Genomic DNA, 17,550 nt, shown 5'->3' with positions numbered 1-17,550 from the left:
CCGCCCCCATCTCTTGCGAGCCGGGGGAACCCCCAGCAGACTGGCGGGCATGGCCGTTCGCTTGTACCAACTCACCGTCGACACCCACGACCTGCCGTCCCTCGCCCGCTTCTGGTGCGGGGTGCTGGACTGGCGGATCCTCTTCGAGGACGAGGGCGAGATCGTCATCGGGGCCGACGAGACGGCTCTGCCCGGTATGTGCTTCGTCCCCGTGCCCGAGGGGAAGACCGTCAAGAACCGGCTGCACATCGACCTTTCCCCCGACGACCTGGCCACCGAGGTCGAGCGCATCATCGCGCTCGGAGCCCGGCGGCTGGACGTCGGTCAGGGCGACGACGTCACGTGGGTGGTGCTGGCGGATCCCGAGGGCAACGAGTTCTGCGTGCTCCGGCCGAAGAAGACGCTGCTGGACTGACCGCCCGAGGCCGCGCCCCGCGACGGACGCGGGGCGGGGCCTCGGGCGGCAGGTCACTCCTGCGGGGCGCCACCCGGGTGGGGCGGGGGCGGCGGGGCGTCGCCCGCGTGGGGTGGGGGCGGCGGCGGCGTGGCTCCGGTTGCTCGGGCTCCGGCGGCCTGGGCTCCGGCGGCCTGGGCGAGGACCGGGCCGAGGTCCTCCGTCCGCATGCGCCGGTCGACGTACAGCAGGCCGGTCACCAACTGCGGGAACGTCGTCGAGATGATCTGGCTGACCAGTTGGCCGAGCAGCGTCGCGACCAGGTAGCCGCTCACAGCGATGATCACCGCCGTCGCGCTCGGGTCGTCGTCCAGCGACGCGGTGCCGATCATGCCGGGGAAGACGCCCAGGACGGAGAACGGCATCTGGATCATGTAGCCGGCCGCGGACGCCATCAGGGCGGCCAGGAGTGTGATGCCGAAGATCCGCCACCAGTCACCGTGGACCAGCTGGGAGGAGCGGCGCAGCGCGGCGACGGGACGCTGCCCCTCGAAGACCACGACCGCGGGCGCCAGACAGAACTTTATCCAGAGCCAGGTGGCCACCGGACCGGTCGCCAGGGCGCCGATGACGCCCAGCGTGATAGCCGTGGCGGACCCGCCGCTGCCGCCGCCGTCCATGGCGACCAGGCTGATGATCACCCCGATGAAGGCGACCGCGATCAGCACCATCGGCACGATCACGATCAGGGCCGTGAGCACCAGCGCGCCGATCACCGGTGCGACGTGGGCCCAGGCCCGGCGCCACACCGTCGCGAACACGACGGGGCGGCCGAGGACCGCCTCCTGGAGCACAGCGGGCACCGCCGCGTACATCAGACCCGAGACCACCGACATGACCACGATGCCCAGCAGCACCAGGACACCGCCCGCGATCAGCAGCGGCACGACGTCCGCCGACGCGGGGTCCTCCCCGTAGCCGAGCGAGACCAGTTCGTCGACGTGGTTCGAGACGGCCGAGTAGGCCACCGCCACCGCCGCCGCCATCACCAGCGCCGCGCCCCCGTACAACGCGCCCGCCATGCCGAACAGTTGCTTCCAGTACCTGCCCATCGTCGAGAACGCCCCGTTCAGGACGTCCCCCAGCTTCAGAGGGGCGAGCGGTATCACCCCCGGCTTCGGTGGCGGCACCCAGCCGCCCCATCCCGGAGGTCCCCCGTACGGACTTCCGCCGTACGGTGCGCCCCCGTATGCGCCGCCGCCCCACCCTGCGTCCTGCGCCACTGCTACTCCGTTGTGTTGTCGTGGTCCGATCATCATCCGGTCGTACCGGTGCGGACACCGTAGCGTCCCGGGGTGTCGGGGAAACCCGTCCCAGCCGGTCACCGCAGGGGTGTGCGGGAGTTGCGTACGGCCGTACGCAACGTTGTGTACGCTGGTACGCATGGGATACGGACTGCTGGCCGCGGCCATCGCGGCGGAGGTGGCCGGGACGACGGCCATGAAGTACAGCGAGGGCTTCACCCGCCTCTGGCCCTCGCTCGTGACGGTCGTGGGATACGTGCTGGCCTTCGCCCTGCTCGCCCAGACGCTCAAGACCCTGTCCATCGGCACCGCCTATGCCATCTGGGCGGGCACGGGCACCGCGGTGATCGCCCTCATCGGCATCCTCTGGATGGGCGAGTCCGCGAGCCTCCTCAAACTGGCGGGCATCGCGCTGGTGATCGCGGGGGTCGTGGTCCTCAATCTCGGAGGGGCGCACTGATGGCCCGCCGGTACGACCCCGAGCGGCGCGAGCGCATCATCGAGGCAGCCATCCGCGTCGTCGCGGCCCGCGGCATCGCGGGGCTCAGCCACCGCACGGTCGCGGCCGAGGCCGACGTGCCGCTGGGCTCGACGACCTATCACTTCGCCTCGCTCGACGAGCTGCTGGTGGCGGCCCTGCGCCGGTGCAACGAGAACTTCGCCCGGACCGTGCGCGAGAGCGCGTACCTCCGCGACCCGGAGGTCCCGCTCGCCGACGAGCTGACACGGCTGCTGGAGGAGTGGTTCGCGGGCGGGCGCGGACCGATGGAGCTGGAGTACGAGCTCTACCTCGCCGCCCTGCGCCGGCCCGCACTGCGGCCGGTCGCCGCGGAGTGGGCCGACGGACTCGCCGAGGTCGTCGCCCGGCGCACCGACGACGCCACCGCGCGGGCGCTCGTCGCCCTGCTCGACGGCATCAGCCTCCAGGTCCTGCTCACCGGGGGCGACTTCGACGCGGCGTACACCAGGGAGATGCTGTCGCGGGTCGCCGCCGGGGCGCCCGGCCGCTGAGCGGCGCTCAGGCGGAGCCCCGCCGTACCGCCTCCAGCGCGGTCCGCACGCTCTGTTCGATGTCGGTGATCGGGTAGAGCGCCTCGACGACGGTGCGGTCCCGGTCCACGACCAGCGTCAGCCGCTTCAGACGGCTCACGCCCGCCACGCGGAACGTCGGGAGCCGCAACGCCGCCGTCAGCTCCATCCCGGCGTCGGAGAGCAGCGGGAAACGCAGCCCCTCCTTCTCCGCGAACGCCCGCTGCTCGTCGGGGCGCTGGGTGGACACGCCGTGCACCGTCGCCCCCGCCGCGGTGAAGTCGGCCAGCTGGTCGCGGTAGGTGCACGACTCCAGGGTGCAGCCGCTCGCCCCCGGAATCCCGCCCCACCCCGGGGGATAGGCGTCCCGCCGGGCGTACGCGCTCGGAAAGCAGTACAGGACGGTGTACGGGGTGGCGGCGACGGGATCGCGCGACGCGCCCCGGTCGTCGAGCAGTTCGAGCGCGGGCAGCCGGGTGCCCACCAGAGCCCGCACGCGCGCCGCCTCGCCGGAGTCCTGCTCGGCCGTCGCCATCGTCTCCCCCTCGCCCAGCACCCAGGCGTCGCCCCAGTCCTGGAGTGCGATCAGCACCGGCAGCAGGGCGCGACCGCGCGGGGTCAGCCGGTATTCATGGCGGACCGGGCGGTCCTGGTAGGGCTGCCGGGACAACACGCCGGCATCCGTCAGCAGGCGCAGCCGCTCGGTCAGCACCTTGCGTGACACGCCCAGTTCCCGCTGGAGCGCGTCGAAGCGGTGCACGCCGCGCGCGGCGTCGCGCACGATCAGCAGGGTCCACCAGTCGCCCACGACGTCGAGCGCCTGGGCGATCGCGCAGTCGGCGTCGGTCAGGCTGGTGCGCTGCGGCACGGGAGTCCGCCCTTCTTCTCGGTTGACCTGCGGGGAGTGACACTGCCATAGTCCGTTCCCAAAAGGAACTCGCTGCCGGGGGGCACGGGATGGGCATGCTGCGCGACGTACCGGGGACCGTACGGCTCCTTGCGTTCGGCGTCTTCCTCAACGCCCTCGTCAGCTTCACCTTCGTCTATCTCTTCGTCTACCTCACCGGGCCGCGGGGGCTGTCCGTCGCCGAGGCGGGGGTGATCAGCGGGGTCGGCGGAGTCGGCCTGGTCGCGGGGAACTTCACCGGCGGCTGGTTCGGCGACCGGTACGGCCACCGGCGGATGCTCCTGACCGGAGCCTGCGTGAGCGGCGCCGCACTCGTCGTCCTCCCCGCGCTGCCCCTCCCGGCCCTCTACGCGGTGCTGCCCCTCGCGCAGTACGCCTCCGGGGTCGTCCGCGCGGCGAACGCGGCACTCGTCGCGGTCTCCGTCCCGGCCGGCGCCCGCCGCCAGAGCTTCGCCCTCACCCGGTTCGCGTCCAACGGCGGCTTCGTCGTCGGACCGCCGATCGGCGCCCTGGTCGCCGGCCGGTACTCCTACGACTGGCTGTTCCTGGCCGACGGTCTGGGCACCCTGCTCTTCGCGGCCTACGCCGCAGCCGTCCTGCCCGCGCGGGGGACCGAGCACGCGCACCCGGCGCACGGCCCGCGGGCCCCCGGGCTGTGGAGCGAACTCCGGGCCCGCCCCGCGGTGCTCGTACTGCTCGCCGCGATCGTCTGCGTCGACCTCGTCTACCGCCAGCAGTACTCCACGCTCCCCGTCTTCCTCGCCGACCACGGGCACAGCACCCAGTTGTACGGATGGCTGATCGCCGTCAACGGAGGCGTCATCCTCTGCCTCGAACTCCCCGCCGCCCACCTGTTGCGCCGGCGGGCACCCCTCACCGTCGTCGGCACCGGCCTCCTGCTCGTGGGGCTCGGGTACGCGCTGCTGATACCCGGGGCGGGAGCGCCGTCCGCCGTGACGATGATGGTGTCCCTGACGATGGGCGAGGTCCTCTACAAGACGACGGCCACGGCCTACGTCGCCGACCAGGCACCCGACCGGGCCCAGGGCCGCTTCCAGAGCCTCTACGCCGGGGCCTCCATCAGCGGGCAGGTCCTCGCACCGCCCCTCGGCGGCGCGCTGTACACCGCCTCGCCCGCCCTGCTCTGGCCCCTGTGCGCGGCTCTCGGGTGCGGCGCGGGCGTCGCCGTACTGGCCGCGCGCCGTCTGCGTGAACCCTCCCGGACGATGGGACCGGTTCGCCCGCGCGGGCCCCGGGCGGCTAGGTTTCGGTCATGACCGACACGACTTCCCAGGGCTCCGCCCGCACCACCGGCGCCGTCGCCGCCGGCCTCGCCACCATCGCCGGTGACGGCACCGTCCTCGACACCTGGTTCCCCGCACCCGAGCTCACCGCCGAGCCCGGGCCGGCCGGCACGCAGCGGCTGAGCCCCGAGGAGGCGGTGAACCGCCTCGGCGAGGGGGCGGCCAAGGCCATCGGGGTGGACGCCCGCCGCGGGGTGGAGATCGTCGCCGTGTCCACGGTCATCTCCTCGCTCGACGACAAGCCGCTCGACGCCCACGACACCTACCTGCGGCTGCACCTGCTCTCGCACCGCCTCGTGCAGCCCCACGGGCAGAACCTCGACGGCATCTTCGGCTTCCTCGCCAACGTCGCCTGGACCTCGCTGGGCCCGGTCGCCGTCGACGACCTGGAGAAGGTCCGCCTCAACGCCCGGGCGGAGGGCCTGCACCTCCAGGTCACCTCGGTCGACAAGTTCCCCCGGATGACGGACTACGTCGCCCCCAAGGGCGTGCGGATCGCCGACGCCGACCGGGTGCGCCTCGGGGCGCACCTGGCCGCCGGGACGACCGTGATGCACGAGGGCTTCGTCAACTTCAACGCGGGCACCCTCGGCACCTCCATGGTCGAGGGCCGCATCTCCGCGGGCGTCGTCGTCGGCGACGGCTCCGACATCGGCGGCGGCGCGTCCACCATGGGCACGCTCTCCGGCGGCGGCAAGGAGCGCATCGTCATCGGGCAGCGCTGCCTCATCGGCGCGGAGGCCGGAGTCGGGATCGCGCTCGGCGACGAGTGCGTCGTCGAGGCCGGGCTCTACGTCACGGCCGGGACCCGGGTCACGATGCCGGACGGACAGGTCGTCAAGGCCCGCGAGCTCTCCGGCGCCTCGAACATCCTCTTCCGCCGCAACTCGGTGTCCGGCGCCGTCGAGGCCCGCCCGAACAACGCGGTGTGGGGCGGGCTCAACGACGTGCTGCACAGTCACAACTAGGCGGAAGCTGCCACCAGTTCGCCGTGGACCCCGCGCAGCCCGTCCGTCGCCCCGCGACCGGCGGGCTGCAGCGGTTCCCGGACCGGCCCGGCGTCCAGCAGCGCCTTCGCCGTGACCGCGCCCGGCAGGCCGGAGGCCATCATCGCCTCGACCAGGGCGATGGTGAGCCCGTTGAGGCGGGCGGCCTCCGCCGTGTCACCGGCGTCGAACGCGTCCAGGACGGCCCGCAACTGGCGCGGCGCCACGTTGGCGACCGTACTGACGTAGCCGGCGCCGCCCAGGGCGTAGAGCGGGAGGTTCAGCTCCTCGCAGCCCGAGTAGTACGCCAGTGAGGTCCGCGCCATGAGCTTCGTCGCCGCGAGCAGGTCGTAGGAACAGTCCTTGACCGCCACGACGCGCGGGTGTTCCGCCAGGCGCAGCAGGGTCGCCGGTTCGATCCTCGTGCCGGTGCGGCCGGGGATGTCGTACAGCATCAACGGCAGGCCGGTGGACTCCGCGACCCTGAGGAAGTACGCCTCGACCGCCTCCTGAGGGGGCCGGCTGTAGTACGGGGTCACCACGAGCAGCCCGTCCGCTCCCGCCGCCTCGGCCTCCCGGGCCAGACGCACCACGTGCCGGGTGTCAGGACCGCCGACCCCCGCCACCAGCGGGACGGACGCGCCGACCGCCTCCCGGACCGCCCGCAGCAGCGCCCCCTTCTCCTCGTCCGTCGTGGTCGGGGACTCGCCTGTGGTGCCGCTGAGGACGAGTCCGTCGCAGCCGTCCGCGACCAGGCCGGAGGCGTGACGGCGGGCGGCGTCCAGGTCCAGGCCACCGGCGTCGGTGAACGGCGTGATCATGGCGCAGAGGGTGCGGCCGAAAGGTCCTGCCGTGTGGGATGTCATCTCCGCAGTCTCGGCGCACGCTCCCTACGGGTCCACTTAGTTCTGCTTGGGGTGACGGCCAAGGAGCGCTGAACGGTCCGGGAGCGGGACGGCGCGTCCGGCAGGATCGAATGTGGTGGCGCCTGTCTGCCGACATCGGACCTGGACGGATTGTCAGCGATGCTGGAGCACTCGGAAGACACGGGGGCCGGGCGACGGGCCGTACCGGGCTGTCCTCGAAGGGCCCGGATCGAGCTGTCGGCCCTCAAGCTCCCGCCCTGTGGCCACGACCCGGACAACGAGGCTAACTTACGGGGATGGTCACCAGCAGCCGGGCCCAACCTGTGCAGGTCTCGACCCTCGGTGGTGTCGGTGCGGTGCTCATGAAGGGGGTGGCGGCTCTGGTCGTCCCCTGCGGGCCGGCCGTACTCGCTGTCGCGGTGCTGCTTCTGGATCGTCACTGGATCGTTCTGCTCGTCGGAACGCTCGCCACAGCTGCAAGCGTTCCCGGGGGTGTCGCGCTGTGGCGTCTGGCCAGCCGCAACCGCGCGGGAACCCGACGCCTCGAAGCCATCGGCGTCCGAGCGACCGCCGAGGTCCTCACCTCTACCCTCACAGCGTCGGATGAAGGGCACACCTACGAGGTCGTGATGCGGGTCAGCGGTCTCGGCTTCGAGCCCTTCGAAGTGACTCAGAGCCGGACCGGTGGCGCCGGTCCGTCCGCAGGCGCCCGTCTACAGGCATTGGTTGCCCCCGTTGACCGTTCGTACACGATCCTCGACTGAACCCCCGCGGCACCAACGGTCAGGGTCCGGCTTCGATGGGAAACGGGCCAGGTCAGGTGTCACAGGACACCGGAGAACCGTTCCAGGGGGGACGCGGTCATGGGCGTGAGGAACACGATCTCGGCTGTCCTGCTCACGGCTGCCGCGACGGCACTGTCCGGCTGCGCCGGGTTCCTCGTCCCGGCCGGCGAGGGAGAGCCGGCTGCGGTACGGAGCCCCGCCGCAGCGTCGCACCGGACCTCGGAGGCGCCGGGCCCCGCGGCCTCGGCGGATGTGCCCGCACAGGATCGGCCGGGTCCCGGGGCGCCGGTGGCGGGCTGTCCCGCCTCCGGCGCGGTCGTGGACATGGGGCCGGTCGAGACGGCGATGTTCCACCGCGCCGTGGTCCTCACCCTCACCAACTGCGGCGACCGGCCCTACCGCGTCCACGGCTATCCGTCCGTCCGCGTCCTGGACGGGCACGGCGAGCGGCTTCCCGTCCCCGTGAACCCGGGCGGCTCGATGTTCGGCGACGACGAGGGGCCCGAGGAGATCACGCTGCGGCCCGGCGGCAGCGTCCGGTCCACCCTGGCCTGGGTCTCCACCAAGGAGGGCGGCGACCTCATCGAGGCGGACGCCCTGGAACTCTCCGCCGCCCCGGACACCGGCGCGCGGGTCCACCGGCTGGAGGGCCACGACGTGCGCCTGATGGACGAGTTGAACACCACCGCCTGGCGGAGGGAGAGCACCGGCTGACGGCCGTACCGCCGCCGAAGCGGAGGAAGCGGAGCCGGCGCGGCGCCCTCCCGTCCGAGGCGGGCCGCGAGGCGACGGGGTTCTCGACCGTGCGGCAGCCGGACCGCACGGGGCGTACCGGCCCTCTCGGGACCGCGCGGTGGGGGCGGAGGGCGTCGCACACCCGTGGTGGTGGCGGGCGCCGGCCCGCCCGGGCCCGCAGGGCGTCACGAATCGCGGTCGGACGGCACCGCCCGGTGACGAGGAGGCCCCTCCGCACATCCGGGCGGCACGGGACGAAATGCGTCTACGCTGGGGCCGCGGCCCGGACCCGATCGCCCGGGACTCCGCCCCGCACACAGCCCGCGCACGCCCCGAGGAGAACCCCCAAGATGTCCGCAGAGCGCCCCTCCCTGCCGCCGGTGCGGCTGCACACCGAGGCCGAGCTGGCACGGGACGCGCTGGCCGCTCCGCTGCTCGTCCGCGCCGTCCGGCTCGCCCGCTGGGCGGGACCCGCGACCCGCGTGGGCGCGGGCGGCGAACTCGTCGACGCGCAGCTGCCCGAGGCGGCCGAGCACCTCGGTCTCACCGCCGACGAGGACGGCGCCGCCTACGCCAGCGAGGCGTGGCGCCTCGCCGTCGACACGGGACTCGTGGACGTGGAGGACCCGCAGGACGAGGAGGAGGACGGGACGGCGCAGGGCACGGTCACCGCCGGAGAGAACCTGGCCCTGCTGACCTCCGGATCCCCGCAGGACGTCCTCGCGATCTGGCTCGACGCCCTGGACGCCGTCCACGCGGACGCCACCGCCCCGGCCTTCGACGACTTCGCGGACCTCATCGGTGAGGACGGCAGCGTCGACTTCGACGCCCTCGACTGGGACCCGGAGGCCGAGGCCGACCTCCTCGACGGGGTGCTCGGCAACCTCTACCTGCTGACCCTCTCGGAGGCGGGGCCCGCCGACGCCCCCGTACCGCTGCCCGCCCTCGCCGCCTCCGTGGTGGTGCCCGACGACATGGACGAGCCCACCGACGACGTCCTGGAGCAGGTGTCCGAGGCCATGATGCGGCTGGACGACCAGTTCCGGGTCCTGGAACCCGTCGGGATCGTCGAGTACGTGCCGGTGGACGAGACGCTGCTGACCGAGGAGGGGGAGGAGGCGTCGCCGCCCGTCGACGACGAGGACGTCACCCGCTACGGCATGGTGAAGCTGACTCCGCTCGGCCTCTACGGCATCCGCGAGCGGATGCTGGAGGCCGGAGTGGACGCCCCGGCGGTCGGCGACCTCGCGGACAAGGGTGCCGACGCGCTCCTCGACGGCATCGCCCACTACCCCGAGGACGCCGCGCGCACCGAGATCGGCCTCTGGCTCGGTGGGCGCGGAGCCGACGGGGCGCAGGCCGCCGCGGCCGAACTCCTCGACGCGGCACGCGGCGCCGACCGGCGCGCCCCGCTGCGCAGGCTGCACTGCCAGCAGGCGCTCGCCCTCGCCGGGGCCGAGGCGGAGCCCGCCGTCCGGGCGGTGCTCGACGACCCCGAACTCGGCGGGCTCGCGCGGGTCTGGCTCGCGGAACGCGGAGCGGCCGACGTGCCCGCGCCCCCGGAATCGATGATCTTCTGGCTCGCCGTGGACACGATCGCCGCGCAGCTGGACGCCGAGGGCGACATGGACGAGCTCCAGGAACTCGTCGAGGGTCTCTCCGGCCAGCACAGCGGGTTCTTCGACGAGGCGTGGCGGGTGGACCACCCCGCCACCGCCGAGGTACTGGAGGCGATGGGGCGGCTGCACCGCGACCGCAAGAGCGCGAAGGACGCCCGTAAGGCGGCCTTCAAGGCCCGTTCGCGCGGCAAGGGCTGATCGTCCGGGTCGAGTTCGGGCCGGGCGGGTCCAACCGGTTTGTGCGCAATGGCCGTTCGCCTTGGTGTACAGGTCCGCCCGGCGTCGTGCGTTGTTCAACTCCTGTTGGTGCGACGGGTGGAGCGTGTACGCGCCAGCTCACCCGGTCGTGCAACAGGAGTCGTCGATGTCGTTCACCCGCAGGGAATTCACCAGACAGTCCGCTCTGACCGGCGCCGGTATCGCCCTGACCGGGGCAGTGGGCGCGCTGGCCACGGCTCCCGGCGCCCTGGCGGCCGAGGACGCGCGCCACGGTCATGACGGCCACGGCCACGGGCACGGCGGTCACGATCACGATCACGACGGTCACGGCCACGGCGGGAAGCTCGGTTACGGCCCGCTGCTCCCCGACCCGAAGGGCATCCTCGCGCTGCCCGCCGGATTCTCGTACCGCGTCGTCACCCACAGCGGTGTCACGAAGCTGGAGACGGGTGAGACGACCCCCTCCAACCACGACGGCACCGCCGCCTTCGAAGGTGCCCGCGGTGTCACCCTGCTGGTCAACAACCACGAGCTGAGCGGCACCCGGGCCGGCTGGGAACACCCCGTGCCGCTCACCGAGGGCCTCGTCTACGACCCGGTCGCCGCCGGCGGCTGCACGGTCGTGGAGACGCGCCGTGACGGCCGCACCGCCGAGTGGGTCGGCATCGCGGGCACGTCGACCAACTGCGCCGGAGGCAGCACGCCGTGGGGCACCTGGCTGACCTGCGAGGAGACCGAGGACAAGGCCGGGAAGAACGGCCTGCTCAAGGACCACGGATACGTCTTCGAGGTCGACCCGTACGACAAGCGGGCCAACCGGGACCCGCGTCCCGTCAAGGCCTTCGGCCGATACGCCCACGAGGCCGTCGTCATCGACCCCAAGCTCGGGCACGCCTACCTCACCGAGGACGCGTCGGGCCCCAACGGACTGCTCTACCGCTGGGTGCCGCCGCGCGGCTTCACGCACGGCCGCGGCAAGCTGCGCACCCTCGCCGACGACGCGGGTGTCCTGCAGGCGACCCGCTGCTTCGACAAGAACGGCACGTTCGTCGACGACCTGTCCCGCGCCACGAAGACCGGCACGGTGTACGGCGTGGACTGGGTCGACGTACCGGACCGTGACGCGAAGACCGTCTCCGTGCGCAAGCAGTTCGCGGAGGGCCAGGTCACCCGTGCCCGCAAGCTGGAGGGCATGTGGTGGGGCGACGGCGGCGCCTACCTCGTCTCCTCCTTCGCCCGCGGCGAGAGCCCGGTCGCGCATGACGGCCAGGTCTGGTTCTACGATCCCAAGCGCCGCACGCTGACCCTGAAGGTCCTCCTCGGCGTGAACGCGGACCCGTCGAAGGACGGCGCACTCGACGGTCCGGACAACATCACGGTGTCGCCCTACGGCGGTCTCGTCATCGCCGAGGACGGGGAGGGCGTCCAGCACCTCTTCGGCGCGACCGAGAGCGGCCGCACCTACCCGATCGCGCGCAACGAGCTGAACGCCGGCACGGCGGAGGAGCCGTCGTACAGCGAGTTCACCGGGGTCACCTTCTCGCCGGACGGAAAGACGCTGTTCGCCAACATCCAGACGCCCGGCATCATGCTGGCGATCACCGGGCCGTGGAAGCGGCAGCCCGGCAAGCACTGACACGCTCCCGGTCGTGTGCGGCGCGTGAGGGGGCTCCCCGCGCGCCGGGCAGGTGTTCCCTTCCCGGCCGGTCGGTCGGCGGGTCGGCAGGCCGGACGGGCCGGCCGGCTGCACGGACCGGGCGGACCAGCCGGACCAGCCGGACCGGTCGGACCGGCGGGGGAGGGGCCGCGCGACGGGGCCGGGCGGGTGGCGGTGCGACCGGCCGTTCGAGTTCATCCGGAGCCTCAGGGGCGGGACCCGTGCGCCGGTGCGTCCGCAGGCCGCGAGGTGGCCGGGGCGGCCCGGCGGCGGGCGTGAGCAGCCACACCTTCGGGGGGCATTGCGGTGCGGCGTTCCGCGCGCTCCCCCCACGGCAGGCCGCCAGGACCGGGGTCCGGCCCGGAACCGCTGATTACGAATCCGGCACTACTGAACGCTCCGGAGCGGTCGGGCATGGCGTCGGGAGCTTACAGGGCGCATACTCGACCGTAATGAAACAGTCAGCCGGTTCCCGGCGTCACCTGCCTTCCAGTCCCTTCAACCGCCCGGCCCAGGCGGCCCCACCGGTCGAATGCTTCGATGTGGGCGACAGGGTGTCGCACGACCAGTTCGGACTCGGACGAGTCCTCGCTGTCGAGGGCGACAACGACGCAGTGCTCATCGACTTCTCGGGGCGACAGGGGAGGATCCTGAGCCCGTACTCCAAGCTGACCAAGCTCTGAGGAGGAGGACGAGCACGCAACGCGTCCGACCGGAGACTCTCCGGATCCGGGGCACCTGAGGGGAAACCCGTCGGGTGCCCCGGAAGCCGTTTCCGGGGCACCCGGGCGCCGTCCGCGGCGCCGACGGGTCAGAGGGCCTTGGCCGCCGGCTTGACCATGCCCCGGACGGTCCGCGACTTCACGAACTCGCCCATGGCGGTCATCTCCCACTCACCGGAGAACTGCTTGATCAGCTTGGCCATCATCACGCCGGTCTGCGGCTCCGCGCCGGTCAGGTCGAAGCGGACCAGCTCCTCGTCGGTGGCCGCGTCGATCAGCCTGCAGTAGGCCTTCGCGACCTCGCTGAACTTCTGCCCGGTGAACGAGTTGACCGTGAAGACCAGGCCGGTCGCATCGGCGGGGATCCGGCCGAGGTCCACGACGATCACCTCGTCGTCCCCCGCGCCCTCGCCCGTGAGGTTGTCGCCGGAGTGCTTGATCGCGCCGTTCAGGATGGAGAGCTTGCCGAAGTAGCAGCTGTCCAGGTGCTTGCGGTCGGGGCCGAAGGCGATCACCGAGGCGTCGAGGTCGATGTCCTTGCCGCGGAACGCGGGCTCCCAGCCGAGGCCCATCTTGACCTGCGACAGCAGCGGCTTCCCGCCCTTGACCAGGGACACCGTCTGGTTCTTCTGGAGGCTGATCCGGCCCTTGTCCAGGTTGATCCTGCCGGAGGCCGCGGGCGCGGGCGGCGCGGACGGCGCCGGGGGTACCGGGGGAGCGATCCGGGGGTCCAGGGGGGCGGCCGTCGGCGGTGCCGGGGGCGCCGCCACCGGGGCGGGCGGCGCCGCGGCCGCGGGCTCCTCCACCGTGACGCCGAAGTCCGTGGCGATGCCGGCCAGGCCGTTCGCGTACCCCTGGCCGACCGCGCGGGCCTTCCAGGCGCCGTTGCGCAGGTAGACCTCGATGACCACCAGCGCCGTCTCGTCGCCCAGCTGCGGCGGGGTGAAGGTCGCGATCACACTGCCGTCGTCGGCGTTGCGCACGGTGGCCGTGGGCTCCACGCCCCGGAAGGTCTGGCCCGCCGCGTCGGGGCTCGCCGTCACGACGATCTTCTCGATGCCCGGGGGGACCGCCGTGGTGTCCACCACGATCGCGTCCGGTGCCGAACCCCCGCCGGAGCGGTAGGTCACACCGGGGCCCGAGGGCTGGTTGTAGAAGATGAAGTCGTCGTCGGAGCGCACCTTGCCGTCGGCGGTGAGCAGCAGGCCCGAGACGTCGAGCCGCGCGGGGGCGGCGACGTCCACCGCCACGCGGACGGCGGAGAGAGGGATGTTCGAGCCGGGGGTCATTGCGGTCATGACCGAGGTAACGAACGACCCGGCTTTGCCGTTCCCTTACCTTCGGCCGTTTGCTCCGTACGGCTCAGCGGCCGCCGCGGGCACGGTTGCGCGGGTGGTTGCGGGCGGTGCGTTCGTTGCCGTGCTTGTACGCGCCCGTCCAGCGCGCCATGACCAGTTGGGCGTCCCCCGAGGCCACTTCGGCCAGGAACTTCTGCGCCCGCCCGTCCCGCAGGGTGCCCGCCGGGCGTCCGTGGTGGGTGATGGTGACGCTCGCGTCACCGTGCTGCTCGTACTGGAATCCGGAAGGTTTCGGCATGGCCGTATGGTGCCCGCCCGGGCCACGGCCCGTCGCGTCGTTTTACGAGCCCCGGTGGCGCCCCTGCCGGCCCGCGTCGGACGGGCGGGGCGGAGAACCTGTCGCCCCCCCGCCCCGCCCTGGAACACCTCGGACCGTCAGCCCGCCGTCGGCGGCAGCGCGACCGAGACCGCGCCGGGGCCGGTCTCGGTGCCGTCCGGAAGGACGGCCTTCACCCAGTAGAAGTGGGTCGTGCCGGGCGACGCCGTCGTGTCGGTGTACGACGTGGAGGCGTACGGGTCGTCACCGGTCAGCGGCGCGTACTGCCCTGCGACCCGGTCCCAGCGGTACACGCGGTAGCCCGTCGCGCCCTCGACCGCGTTCCACGCGAGGGTCACCGCTCCCTGCGCGCCCGTCCCCGCACTCAGGTGCACGGGCGAGCCCGGAGGGGTGGGGACGGTCGGGGTCAGGTCGGGCATGACCACGATCCTGGCTTCTGCCTCCCTGGTCCACTGCCAGTGGGAGTTGCCGCTGGTGTCCACGGCGTCGAGCCAGAAGCAGCGCTCCGCACCGTCGGGAGCCGCCGGGTGCACGTAGTGCGTGGTCGACTTGTCCACATAGGTGTACAGCGAGCCGCTGCACACGGCCTCGCCGCTGTCCTCGTCGCGCAGGACCCGCCCGATGTAGACGGCGTACTTGGCGAGGTCGGGCTCGGTGTTGGCCTTCCAGTCGAGCACGATCCCGTAGTCCCTCGCTTCGGCGACGAAGCCCGCGACGGCAGTCGGCGGGGTCTCGTCCCGGTCGGACACGAGCGTGGTGACGGTCGCCGTGTCGGAGGCGACCGACTCCTTCCCGCCGTTGTCGTAGCCCTTCACCACGTAGTGGTACGTGGTCCTGGAGGCTGTGGTGCTGTCGGTGCAGCTGTACTGCTTCCGGCCGTCGGGCAGCCTGGTGGAGCGGTAGTCGCACCGCACCGGCTCGCCGGAGGTGTCCACCGGCAGGGAGGTGGAGCGGTAGACGTGGAACCCGTAGTGGTCGCCGTCCGTCGCCGGGTCGATCTTCCAGGTCAGCGCCGCCCGGTTGGCGTCGGCCCGGGCCGTCACCTCGTGCGGCGCCGCCACGGGACGGGAGGCTTCCGCCGCGGCGTAGCCGGAGTACCGGCCGGCTCCGTCGATGGACCTCACCAGGTACGTCCGAAGCTCGGACCGCGGGGCCGCGCTGTCGGTGTAACCGGTGGCGTTCGTCGCGCCGAGGAAGACGATGCTGCCGTCCGTGGCCCGCCGCTCGACCGAGTACTTCACCGCGCCCGGCACCGCACGCCAGCTCAGCTTGTTGCCGGAGTCCAGTCCCTGCGCGGCCAGTTCCGCCGGCGGGGCCACGGCGATGCCGGTCACCGGCACGTCGGCGCTGCCCGAAGAGGCGTTACCGGCCTTGTCGTACGCCCGTACCTCGTAGTAGTAGGTGAGGCGGGGGTCGCCGGGCAGATGGGCGAACGTGGTACCGGCGGTCCGTCCGATATAGGCCCACGCCGTGCTGCCCGCCGTACGCCGGTACACGCGGTAGTCGGCGAGGTCCATCTCCTTGTTGCGCGCCCAGGACACCACGGCCTTGGCGGTGGCGTTGTCGAGCCTGCCGGTCACCTTGGCGGGTGCGAGGGGCCGGACCTTGTCGACGGCGGCCGTGGTGCGGGGCGTGTAGGAGAACTTGACGTTCGCGGACCCGGTCCAGGCGACGAAGTCGACGCGCAGGGTGTGGCTGCCGGAGGGGATGGTGAGGTTCACCGTCCTGCTCCGGGTGCTGGAGACGTTCTTCCACAGATCGATCCTGCGGACGTTGTCGACGTACACGCGGACGCCGTCCTGCGCCGCGGCCGAGAACGTGAACGGGCCGCCCGAACCGAAGTCGCGGCTGACGCTCCAGCGCACGGCGAAGTTGTCGCGGGGCAGGGTCACGCCCGCCGGGTCGCCCGTGCCGTAGTTCTCGCTGATCGTGCTGTCGCATGACGTCAGCTTCGGGGTGCCCTTGAACGTGGTGTTGGAGTAGAACTGTGCCTTCCAGACGGGCGAGGTGCAGGTGACGGCCGCCGCCGCGGCCGGGGTCGCAGTGCTGAGCAGCGCGCTCGTGACAGCACAGACGAGGCCCGCCACGCCGACGGCGTGAAGCGGGTAACGAGGTCTCACAGGGAGGAGTTCCTTTCGGTGCCTGACAACTGGCACCGGAACAGACTGCCGAGACCTTGATCGGGTTGTACGCCCGCGCGTCCGGAGGTGCGGCGTGGCCCGGCGCTCTCGCCGCACCCACCGGGAACGCGGCTCAGTGGGGCCAGAGCGGAGGATTCGTCACGAAGTGGCCGCCGACGCGGGCGTGCTCGGGGTTCTCCTCATCCAGCTCGCCGTGCTCGGCGACGAGGCCGGCGGCGTACTGCTCGGAGTCGTCCTGCGGGTCGTAGCCGAGGGCGCGGGCCGTCGACAGGTCCCACCAGAGGCGGGTGTTGGCCGACGAGCCGTAGACCACGGTGTGCCCCACGTCCTCGGCGGTCAGGGCGGCGTGGAAGAGGCGTGCCCCGTCGCCCGGGCTCATCCACACCGACAGCATCCGCACCGAGGTCGGTTCCATGAAGCAGGAACCGATGCGCACCGACACGGTCTCCACGCCGTGCTTGTCCCAGTAGAACTGGGCGAGGTCCTCGCCGAAGGACTTCGAGAGGCCGTAGAACGTGTCGGGGCGGCGCGGGGTCCCGACGGGGATCAGCGGATCACCGGGGGCGGGGCGCGGGGTGTACCCGATCGCGTGGTTGGACGAGGCGAACACGATGCGCCGGACGCCCTCCTCGCGCGCCGCCTCGTAGAGGTTGTAGGTCCCCTCGATGTTCGCGTGCAGAATCCTGTCGAACGACGCCTCGAGGGAGATGCCCGCCAGATGGATGACCGCGTCGACGCCCCGCACGGCCTCCCGGAGCGCGTCCCTGTCGCCGAGACCGGCGGTGACGGCGCCGGGTTCGCCCTCGATCGGCACGAGGTCGAAGAGCCGGAGGTCGTAGCCGTACGCGGGGAGGAGCCCGCGCATCAGGGTGCCGAGGCCGCCGGCGGCGCCGGTGAGCAGGACGGTGCGGGGAGCGGGCATACGGGCTTCTCCTCGGTGCGGGCGCGGTTGCGCGCGGGCGGACGGGGCGCGGACCTGTGCCGCCGGGCGTACGGGGAGCGGGGCACGCCGTGGTGTGCGGACACGAGTGCGACCGCGCGAAGTGTCCGGTCCATGGACGGCATTCACATGCGTGGACACGCTAGGAAGTTCCGGCCGATCACGTCAAGTGTCGCGCCGACTCCGCTGCTCCGCCCCGGGGTTGGGTGTTCTCGTCTTGACCCGCCCCGCGCGACTGCCTTAGCGTGGCAGCGTTCAGAAATATGGACATCGATCATAATTGTGCACGCCTGAATCTGCTCAGGGA

Annotated in this window: 17 protein-coding genes; 10 read left to right on the top strand and 7 right to left on the bottom strand. The window is 72.4% G+C overall.

Annotation, left to right across the window (positions count from 1 at the left end; genetic code table 11):
• The first annotated feature begins 49 nt into the window (after positions 1-49).
• Positions 50-415 carry a VOC family protein gene (locus OHT61_RS07765; RefSeq protein ID WP_329036250.1) on the top strand — a complete coding sequence of 122 codons (366 nt, stop codon included), beginning with the start codon at positions 50-52 and terminating at the stop codon, positions 413-415.
• A gap of 53 nt (positions 416-468) precedes the next feature.
• Here OHT61_RS07765 and OHT61_RS07760 read toward each other — a convergent pair whose 3' ends face one another.
• Positions 469-1,584 carry a hypothetical protein gene (locus OHT61_RS07760; RefSeq protein ID WP_329036249.1) on the bottom strand — a complete coding sequence of 372 codons (1,116 nt, stop codon included), beginning with the start codon at positions 1,582-1,584 and terminating at the stop codon, positions 469-471.
• Positions 1,585-1,837: 253 nt separating this feature from the next.
• Here OHT61_RS07760 and OHT61_RS07755 point away from each other — a divergent pair, with 253 nt between their 5' ends.
• Both OHT61_RS07755 and OHT61_RS07750 read left to right on the top strand, forming a co-directional pair.
• Positions 1,838-2,158 carry a DMT family transporter gene (locus OHT61_RS07755; protein WP_329036247.1) on the top strand — a complete coding sequence of 107 codons (321 nt, stop codon included), beginning with the start codon at positions 1,838-1,840 and terminating at the stop codon, positions 2,156-2,158.
• On the top strand, positions 2,158-2,709 hold the full coding sequence (locus tag OHT61_RS07750) for a TetR/AcrR family transcriptional regulator (protein ID WP_329036245.1): 552 nt from the start codon (positions 2,158-2,160) through the stop codon (positions 2,707-2,709). Before OHT61_RS07755 ends, OHT61_RS07750 begins: the two co-directional genes overlap by 1 nt.
• A 7-nt stretch (positions 2,710-2,716) precedes the next feature.
• On the opposite strand, the gene OHT61_RS07745 is transcribed toward OHT61_RS07750, so the two are convergent.
• A complete protein-coding gene (locus OHT61_RS07745) occupies positions 2,717-3,595 on the bottom strand; it encodes a winged helix-turn-helix transcriptional regulator (RefSeq protein WP_329036243.1) in 879 nt (292 codons plus the stop codon).
• Between the two features lie 89 nt (positions 3,596-3,684).
• Here OHT61_RS07745 and OHT61_RS07740 point away from each other — a divergent pair, with 89 nt between their 5' ends.
• Together OHT61_RS07740 and dapD are read left to right on the top strand one after the other, a co-directional pair.
• Positions 3,685-4,911 (top strand): MFS transporter, encoded by a 1,227-nt coding sequence (locus OHT61_RS07740; RefSeq protein WP_329036241.1) that lies wholly within the window; start codon positions 3,685-3,687, stop codon positions 4,909-4,911.
• Positions 4,908-5,906, top strand: a complete 999-nt coding sequence (dapD, locus tag OHT61_RS07735) for a 2,3,4,5-tetrahydropyridine-2,6-dicarboxylate N-succinyltransferase (protein ID WP_329036239.1) — start codon at positions 4,908-4,910, stop codon at positions 5,904-5,906. The genes OHT61_RS07740 and dapD overlap by 4 nt, the downstream gene beginning before the upstream one ends.
• On the opposite strand, the gene dapA is transcribed toward dapD, so the two are convergent.
• Positions 5,903-6,790, bottom strand: coding sequence for a 4-hydroxy-tetrahydrodipicolinate synthase (dapA, locus tag OHT61_RS07730; protein ID WP_329036237.1), 888 nt, complete (start codon positions 6,788-6,790; stop codon positions 5,903-5,905). The two genes, dapD and dapA, sit on opposite strands and share 4 nt — an antisense overlap.
• Positions 6,791-7,086: 296 nt before the next feature.
• Between dapA and OHT61_RS07725 the strand changes: the two genes are divergently transcribed.
• The 5 genes from OHT61_RS07725 to OHT61_RS07705 all read left to right on the top strand — a co-directional run bounded on the left by OHT61_RS07725 (position 7,087) and on the right by OHT61_RS07705 (position 12,488).
• Positions 7,087-7,554, top strand: coding sequence for a hypothetical protein (locus OHT61_RS07725; protein ID WP_329036235.1), 468 nt, complete (start codon positions 7,087-7,089; stop codon positions 7,552-7,554).
• A gap of 99 nt (positions 7,555-7,653) precedes the next feature.
• Entirely contained in the window at positions 7,654-8,289 is a 636-nt protein-coding gene (locus OHT61_RS07720) for a DUF4232 domain-containing protein (RefSeq protein ID WP_329036233.1), read from the top strand.
• Between the two features lie 371 nt (positions 8,290-8,660).
• Entirely contained in the window at positions 8,661-10,127 is a 1,467-nt protein-coding gene (locus OHT61_RS07715; RefSeq protein ID WP_329036230.1) for a hypothetical protein, read from the top strand.
• Between the two features lie 166 nt (positions 10,128-10,293).
• Entirely contained in the window at positions 10,294-11,784 is a 1,491-nt protein-coding gene (locus tag OHT61_RS07710) for an alkaline phosphatase PhoX (RefSeq protein ID WP_329036227.1), read from the top strand.
• 473 nt (positions 11,785-12,257) lie between these two features.
• Positions 12,258-12,488 (top strand): hypothetical protein, encoded by a 231-nt coding sequence (locus tag OHT61_RS07705; protein WP_014156926.1) that lies wholly within the window; start codon positions 12,258-12,260, stop codon positions 12,486-12,488.
• A gap of 128 nt (positions 12,489-12,616) precedes the next feature.
• Here the strand turns inward: OHT61_RS07705 and OHT61_RS07700 are convergent, their stop codons facing one another.
• The 4 genes from OHT61_RS07700 to OHT61_RS07685 all read right to left on the bottom strand — a co-directional run bounded on the left by OHT61_RS07700 (position 12,617) and on the right by OHT61_RS07685 (position 17,225).
• Positions 12,617-13,825, bottom strand: a complete 1,209-nt coding sequence (locus tag OHT61_RS07700) for a TerD family protein (RefSeq protein WP_329036225.1) — start codon at positions 13,823-13,825, stop codon at positions 12,617-12,619.
• 64 nt (positions 13,826-13,889) lie between these two features.
• On the bottom strand, positions 13,890-14,123 hold the full coding sequence (locus tag OHT61_RS07695) for a hypothetical protein (protein WP_329036223.1): 234 nt from the start codon (positions 14,121-14,123) through the stop codon (positions 13,890-13,892).
• Positions 14,124-14,260: 137 nt separating this feature from the next.
• Positions 14,261-16,282, bottom strand: a complete 2,022-nt coding sequence (locus OHT61_RS07690; RefSeq protein WP_329036221.1) for a PA14 domain-containing protein — start codon at positions 16,280-16,282, stop codon at positions 14,261-14,263.
• Between the two features lie 133 nt (positions 16,283-16,415).
• On the bottom strand, positions 16,416-17,225 hold the full coding sequence (locus tag OHT61_RS07685) for an NAD-dependent epimerase/dehydratase family protein (protein WP_329036219.1): 810 nt from the start codon (positions 17,223-17,225) through the stop codon (positions 16,416-16,418).
• Between the last annotated feature and the right edge of the window lie 325 nt (positions 17,226-17,550).

The sequence above is a fragment of the Streptomyces sp. NBC_00178 genome, assembly GCF_036206005.1.
Taxonomy (GTDB): Bacteria; Actinomycetota; Actinomycetes; order Streptomycetales; family Streptomycetaceae; genus Streptomyces.
This window is presented reverse-complemented; position numbering and strand designations above follow the sequence as displayed.